General features: G+C 75.9%; 8 protein-coding genes. 4 read left to right on the top strand and 4 right to left on the bottom strand.

Annotated elements, in window-relative coordinates; genetic code table 11:
* Nucleotides 1-10 precede the first annotated feature (10 nt).
* Nucleotides 11-799 (bottom strand): hypothetical protein, encoded by a 789-nt coding sequence (locus AB4039_RS25505; protein WP_442271913.1) that lies wholly within the window; start codon nt 797-799, stop codon nt 11-13.
* Nucleotides 800-804: 5 nt separating this feature from the next.
* Nucleotides 805-1,443, bottom strand: a complete 639-nt coding sequence (locus AB4039_RS25500; RefSeq protein WP_266838414.1) for a papain-like cysteine protease family protein — start codon at nt 1,441-1,443, stop codon at nt 805-807.
* A gap of 406 nt (nt 1,444-1,849) precedes the next feature.
* On the opposite strand from AB4039_RS25500, the gene AB4039_RS25495 reads away from it, so the two are divergent.
* The gene (locus AB4039_RS25495; RefSeq protein WP_266841558.1) at nt 1,850-2,767 is read left to right on the top strand and encodes a hypothetical protein; all 918 of its coding nucleotides are present in this window, start codon (nt 1,850-1,852) and stop codon (nt 2,765-2,767) included.
* Nucleotides 2,768-2,839: 72 nt separating this feature from the next.
* On the top strand, nt 2,840-3,265 hold the full coding sequence (locus AB4039_RS25490; RefSeq protein WP_266838415.1) for a hypothetical protein: 426 nt from the start codon (nt 2,840-2,842) through the stop codon (nt 3,263-3,265).
* 44 nt (nt 3,266-3,309) lie between these two features.
* Here the strand turns inward: AB4039_RS25490 and AB4039_RS25485 are convergent, their stop codons facing one another.
* A complete protein-coding gene (locus tag AB4039_RS25485; RefSeq protein ID WP_266838416.1) occupies nt 3,310-3,741 on the bottom strand; it encodes a Rieske (2Fe-2S) protein in 432 nt (143 codons plus the stop codon).
* Nucleotides 3,742-3,824: 83 nt separating this feature from the next.
* Here AB4039_RS25485 and AB4039_RS25480 point away from each other — a divergent pair, with 83 nt between their 5' ends.
* Nucleotides 3,825-4,706, top strand: a complete 882-nt coding sequence (locus tag AB4039_RS25480; RefSeq protein WP_266838417.1) for a carbohydrate kinase family protein — start codon at nt 3,825-3,827, stop codon at nt 4,704-4,706.
* Here AB4039_RS25480 and AB4039_RS25475 read toward each other — a convergent pair.
* Nucleotides 4,696-5,301, bottom strand: a complete 606-nt coding sequence (locus AB4039_RS25475; protein ID WP_266838418.1) for a TetR/AcrR family transcriptional regulator — start codon at nt 5,299-5,301, stop codon at nt 4,696-4,698. The genes AB4039_RS25480 and AB4039_RS25475 overlap by 11 nt on opposite strands.
* Nucleotides 5,302-5,368: 67 nt before the next feature.
* Between AB4039_RS25475 and AB4039_RS25470 the strand changes: the two genes are divergently transcribed.
* On the top strand, nt 5,369-6,019 hold the full coding sequence (locus tag AB4039_RS25470) for an NAD(P)-dependent oxidoreductase (RefSeq protein ID WP_442271912.1): 651 nt from the start codon (nt 5,369-5,371) through the stop codon (nt 6,017-6,019).
* The last annotated feature ends 1 nt before the right edge of the window (nt 6,020 follow it).

Raw genomic sequence — 6,020 nt, 5'->3', positions numbered from 1 at the left:
GGGCAGGGGGTCAGGCCCGGGGGGTGCGGCGGCGGCGCAGCAGCAGGAGCGAGCCCGCCGTGCCCAGCGCGAGTGCCCCGGCGCCGCCCGCCAGCGCCGCCGGTGGCGGCCCGGCCGGGTCCGGTGCGGGCTCCGCGAAGCCGCCCGCCTCGCCGGCCTTCGCGTAGGCCGAGCCGGGGAGCTCGTCCCCGTAGGCCTTGGTCACCCGGGCCCGGTAGGCGGCGAGCGTCGTGCCCCGGTCGCCCACGGCCCGTACGGCGTCCTCGTCCAGCGGGAGCACCCGCTCGCCGCCGGCCACGTACCAGGCGTCGATCTGCGGCTCGCGGAAGACGGTGCCGCCGGGGAGTTTCGCGGCGCCGAGCCGCGCGTAGCCGAATTCGTCGTCGCCGGTGGCGATGTTCACCACCTGCCAGCCGTCCCCGGTCTTCGCCGTCCACAGCGCGGCCCTCTGGCCGTCCGAGGAGACCGCCTGGCTGGCGAGGAACTCCAGCCGGGCGACCGGGGCGCCGGCCTTGCCCGCGACGAAGTCCGGGGAGAGGTAGCTGACGGGGATCGCCCCGCCCTCGATCCGGGGCTGCGCGGCGGCGAGCGACACCTTGCCCTCGCGGGCGAAGAACCGGGAGAGGGTGGCCAGGGTGGCGGGGGCGGCGGCGGCCTCGTGGGCGGCCGCCCGGTTCTCGGGGGTGGCCGTCTGCGGCTGGGGTACGGGGGCCGCGGCGGCCGGTCCGGCGGTGGCCGCCAGGGCGACGACGGCGAGGGCGGCGGCGAGGGCGGCCGCGGCGGCGGAGCGCACGGTCATGGCGGTCACGCCCCGATCCGGTAGAGGGAGTGGGTCCAGGAGAAGGTGCTGTTGTCCACGTACCAGGCGTGCGAGGCCCAGTTGTAGCGGTCGCTGGAGGGCCAGGGGTCGCCCCAGTAGACCCAGCTGCCGGCGGTGTCGTAGCCGTAGAGGACGTGCATGTGGCCGCCGCCGTTCGACCACTGGATGCGGGTCTCGACCGGCCGGTCGTTGTTGATCTCGGTCTGGACGGTGGAGTACTGGAGCCAGCCGGTCACGTAGCTGCCGGAGTTGATCCCGGCCCAGCGCAGGGCGGTCTGGACGTTGCCGAGGGTGGCCTGGTTGTCGGGGCACTCGGTGTTCTGCTGGCGGTTGAAGGCGGCGTTGCAGAACTGGTTCTGGCTGTAGGTGCGGCCGAACCAGGTGGCCACGGTGTTCCCGCTCGCCGCCCAGCACCAGTTGCTCTTCTGCTGGGCCTGCATGGTGATGTTCAGGCGCTTGTACGCGAGGGCCGCGCCGGGGGTGTCCGGGGCGGTGGCGGTGGTGGCTGCGGCGCCCGTACCCGTGGCGGCGGTGGCGGTACCGGCGCCGAGGGGTAACAGGACGAGGAGCAGGGTGGCGAGCAGGGCGGCCGGGGACAGCCGCCTGGTTCTGTCGGTGCGCATCGCGTTCCTCCCGAGGTGGGGACCCGAGGTGGGAAGTGGGGGGGATGGAGGAGCGCGTCCGGACGCTGTGGAGGAGCATCGGGGAGTTGTCGTGACCAGGTCAACACGCTTCAATACGCGGTGACATCGCAGTGTGAACGGTGGGGCTGTGGTGTGAACGGTTGCTGTCGTTCCACCAGCTCCCCCGGAACCACCGGCCCGGCCCCGCCCGGTCCCCACGCCGGCGCGTGTGAACGTTCACGAAGGAGTCGCCATGCGACCGACCGGCGACCTGGCAGGGGCGACGGGCAGCGCGGGCGCGGCGGACCCACCGGCCGCGGCGGGCGGCACGAGGGGGCACACGGCGGGGCGCACGGCGGGCGGCGCTGCGGGGCGCACGACGGGACGCGCGGCGGACTCGGCCGTCATGGCCGAACTCCGCCGCCTGCTGCGCGAGGGCCCCTTCCACCTCGCCCTGCGCGCCGCCCTCGCCGTCCGCGGCCTGCCCCTGCACCGGGTGCAGCACCGGCTCGCGTCGCGCGGCATCAAGGTCGGCGTCACCAGCCTCAGTTACTGGCAGCAGGGCGCCCGCCGCCCGCGCCACCCCGAGTCGCTGCGGGCCGTCGCCGCCCTGGAGCAGATCCTGGAACTGCCCGACGGCGCCCTCCTGCGCCTGCTCACCGGCACCGGCCGCGCCGCCGGACCCGGCGGCCGCCCGGTGGCCCGTTCGTACCGGGCCCTGGTGAGCGTCGGCGCGGCGGTGGAGCAGCTGCTGGACTCGATGGAGCTCCCGGCGGACGGCGGGCTGCACTCGGTCGGCCACCACGAGCGGGTCCGCATCGGCCCGGCCGGCGAGCTGTGCGAGCGGGAGTCGCAGCAGATCGTCCGGGCCCACCGCGACGGCGTCGACCGCTACCTGGCCGTCCACCACGGCGACCCCGGCTGCGACTCGTCCCGGATGGGCGTGACGGCGTACGAGAACTGCCGCACGGGCCGGGTGCGCCACCACCCGGAGGCCGGGGTGGTGGTCGCCGAGCTGCTCTTCGACACCCGGCTGCGGTGCGGGGACACGTACGTCTTCGGCTACGGGATCGAGGACGGCACGGGGGCGCGCAGCACCGAGTACGTGCGGGGCTTCAGCTACGCGGGCGGCCAGTACATGCTCCAGGTCCGCTTCGACGAGGCGGCCCTGCCGGTGCGCTGCCGCCGCTTCGCCCGCACCGGCCCGCAGGCCCCGCGCACGGGCCTGGCGGACCTCACCCCGAGCGGGCGGCACCGGGCCGTACACCTGGTGGAACAGACCGTCCGGCGCGGGATCCTGGGCATCGCCTGGGACTGGGACTAGGCCGTGGAAAACGGGAGGCCCCGCGGCCGGTTCCGGGGCATCATGTCGGCATGGACGACACCCGAAAGGCACATGCCGCGTAGGAATCCGGCGCGGGTCCGCAGGAACGCGCCCCCACACGGCCGCCCGGCGGACGGGCGGCAGGCGGTCCCCGGTCTGTCCGGCCGGACCCTCGCCGAGATCGCCCGGCTCGAACGCCGGCCCTCCTGGCCCGGGCCCGTCTTCGAGGCCTGGCGGCGCTGGCACGCCCTCGCCCACGCACCCGGGCCGTGGGTCATGTACGCCGTGGACGAGGTCTGTCCGTGCTGCGATCCCTTCGCGGGAGCACGGGTGCGGGCCGTGCTGGAGGCCGCGTGCCGGGCGCTCCCGCCCCGCGCCGCCCGCGAGCTGCGCGCCGTACTCGCCCCGCTGGACGCCCGTTTCCTCGCCCGCACCCTGGCCGACCCCTTCTCCCCGCCCGGCACGCCCTGGTGGGCCGGCCGGCTCGACACGGCCTAGCGCCGCTCCCGGGCCCGGCGCGGCCCGCGGGGCGCGGGCCCTGTTCAGCCGGCGATGAGCTTGCCGTTCTCCGCCTTGACCGGGACGGCCGGGAGCGGGTCGTTCGCCGGGCCGCGCAGCACCTTGCCGGTGGTCACGTCGAAACGGCTGCCGTGGCAGGGGCAGTTGCCCTCACCCTCGACGATCTTGTCCAGGACGCAGCCGGCGTGCGTGCACTGGGCGCTGAAGGCCTTGTACTGGCCCTCCGCCGGGCAGCTGACGACGACCTTGCGCTCCCGGAACAGCTTCGAGCCGCCCACGGGGACGTCGGCCACGGGGCCCAGCTCGACCGGCTCCTTGGGCACGGCCGGGCTGCCCGCGCCGCTGTCGGTCGCGGTGGAGCAGGCGGAGAGCGTCGCCCCCGCGCCCACGGCCCCGGCGAGCGCTGCGGCGCCCTTGAGGACGGTACGGCGGGCGGCGGACTGCGACGCGGACATGCGGTTCTCCTGGCGCGAGGGTGCGGTGCCCGGGGCCGGGCCCACCCGACGATACCGGCGCCCGATGGGATACCTTCCCCCGCGTGATCGTCGTCGGTGGAGAAGCCCTGATCGACCTGGTGCCCGTCGCGGAGTCGCCGGGTGCGCTGCTGCCCCGGCCCGGTGGCGGGCCGTACAACACGGCGCTGGCCCTGGGCCGGCTCGGCGCCGGGGTGGCCTTCTGCTCCCGGGTGTCGTCGGACGGCTTCGGCGAGGGCCTCCTCGCCGGACTGCGGGCCGCCGGGGTGGACCTCTCGCTCGTGCAGCGCGGCCCCGAGCCGACCACGCTGGCCGTGCCCTCGCTGGCCCCGGACGGCTCGGCCGCGTACCGCTTCTACACCGAGGGGACCGCCGACCGGCTCTTCGCCCTGCCGCCGTCCCTGCCGCCGGGCGTACGGGCCCTCGCGCTCGGGACGTGCTCGCTGGTGCTGGAGCCGGGTGCGAGCGCCTACGAGGCCCTGCTGCTGCGGGAGTCGCGGCGCGGGCTGCTGACCCTGCTCGACCCCAACATCCGCCCGGCGCTGATCGCCGACCCGGCGGCCTACCGGGAGCGGTTCCTGGGCTGGCTGCCGTACGTGTCGGTGCTCAAGCTGTCGGAGGAGGACGCCGCCTGGCTGGGCGGCCGGATCGGCGACTGGCTGGCGGCCGGGCCCTCGGCGGTGGTGCTGACCCGGGGCGCGGCGGGGCTGACGGTGTGGACGGCAGAGGGGCAGGAGTACGCCGCCGCGGCCCGTCCCGTCACCGTCGCCGACACCATCGGAGCCGGGGACACCGTCAACGCGGCCCTGCTGCACCGGCTCGCGGGGCTCACCGGCCCGGTGGACTGGCCGGCCGTCCTGGACTTCGCGGCGCGGGCCGCCGCGCTGACCTGCACCCGGGCGGGCGCCGAGCCCCCGTACGCGGCGGAGCTGGGGCTCAGCCGATAGCGGCCCACAGGGTGCGGGCGACCGCGGGGGCGAACTCCTCGACCGGCTGGACCGCTTCGGCTCCGGAGAAGTGCAGGAAGAAGGCCCGCTGGAAGCAGGCGCCGAGCAGCAGGGACGCGGCGGCGCGCGGGTCCGCGCCGTCCCGGAGCCGGCCCGCGTCCCGTTCCCTGACCAGCCGCCCCTCCAGGGCTTCCAGCACCACGTGGGGGCCCGCGCCGATCTCCCGGACGCCCTCGCGGTGGCGGCTGAGCAGGACGGGTTCGGCGAAGAGCGAGGCCGCCAGGGGCATGGCGTCGGCGTAAAAGAGCGCGGCGTGCCGGGCGATGCCGGTGAGCGCCTCCTCCACGGACCCCTCCCCCGGCCCGGCGGTGAGCGCGGTCATGAGCGGTCCGGCGTTGGGGGTGCGCTCCATCAGGACACGGACGAACAGCTCTTCCTTGTTGGCGTAGTGCTTGTAGAGCGCGGCCTCCGAGCAGCCCGCCTCGCGGGCGATCGCCTTGGTGGTGGTGTTGGCGAGGCCGATGGTGCGCATGAGGGTTTCACCCGCGTCCAGGAGACGCTCGGGGGTGGGCCGGCTTGACTTCGGGGTGAGCATTCACTCACTCTAATGGAGACAGGGGTGAGTAAATACTCACCCACCACGGTTCGGCCAGGGGGTCACGATGGAACTCACGGTGTTCGGAGCCACGGGCGGCGTCGGCCGCGAGGTCGTCCGTCAGGCCCTCGCGGCGGGCCACGGGGTGACGGCGGTCGTCCGCGACCCGGCCCGGCTGGACGTCCCGCCGCACGAGCGGCTCCGGGTGGCGGTGGTGGCCGACCTGACGGACGAGGACGCGCTGGTCCCGGTCCTGGCCGGGCGGGACGCGGTGGTCTCGGCGCTGGGCGCCGCGGGCAACAAGCAGGCACGGCTCCGCCCGGTCACCGGGCCGGCCCTGCGCGCGGTCGTCTCCGCGATGGACCGGGCGGGCGTGACCCGGCTGTCGGCGGTCAGCGCCGCCCCGCTCGGGCCCGACTCCCCGGGGGACGGCCTGTTCCTGCGCGCGGTGCTCTACCCGGTGCTGCGCCGGGCCCTGCGCGACCTGTACGCGGACCTCGCGGTCATGGAGGACACCCTGCGCGCGAGCGGGCTCCGGTGGACCGTGGTCCGGCCGCCCCGCCTGCTGGACCGGCCCCACACGGGCCGCTACCGCCGCGCCCTCGACGCCAATGTGCCCGGCGGCAAGGTCATCGCCCGCGCGGACGTGGCGGACGCTCTGCTGAGCACCCTGACCGACCCGTCGACGGAGTGCCACGCCGTGGGCGTCGCCGCCTGAC

It is taken from the genome of Streptomyces sp. M-16 (assembly GCF_052114405.1).
GTDB lineage: Bacteria > Actinomycetota > Actinomycetes > Streptomycetales > Streptomycetaceae > Streptomyces.
Note: the sequence above shows the minus strand (reverse complement) of the source record. Positions and strands in the feature narration are given on the sequence as shown.

Bases quoted from the DNA above. Each gene is read 5' to 3' on its own strand.
- AB4039_RS25490 (WP_266838415.1), top strand. From the start codon at position 2,840: ATGCCGCGTAGGAATCCGGCGCGGGTCCGCAGGAACGCGCCCCCACAC.
- AB4039_RS25485 (WP_266838416.1), bottom strand. From the start codon at position 3,741: ATGTCCGCGTCGCAGTCCGCCGCCCGCCGTACCGTCCTCAAGGGCGCC.
- AB4039_RS25475 (WP_266838418.1), bottom strand. From the start codon at position 5,301: ATGCTCACCCCGAAGTCAAGCCGGCCCACCCCCGAGCGTCTCCTGGAC.
- AB4039_RS25505 (WP_442271913.1), bottom strand. From the start codon at position 799: ATGACCGTGCGCTCCGCCGCCGCGGCCGCCCTCGCCGCCGCCCTCGCC.
- AB4039_RS25495 (WP_266841558.1), top strand. From the start codon at position 1,850: ATGGCCGAACTCCGCCGCCTGCTGCGCGAGGGCCCCTTCCACCTCGCC.
- AB4039_RS25470 (WP_442271912.1), top strand. From the start codon at position 5,369: ATGGAACTCACGGTGTTCGGAGCCACGGGCGGCGTCGGCCGCGAGGTC.
- AB4039_RS25500 (WP_266838414.1), bottom strand. From the start codon at position 1,443: ATGCGCACCGACAGAACCAGGCGGCTGTCCCCGGCCGCCCTGCTCGCC.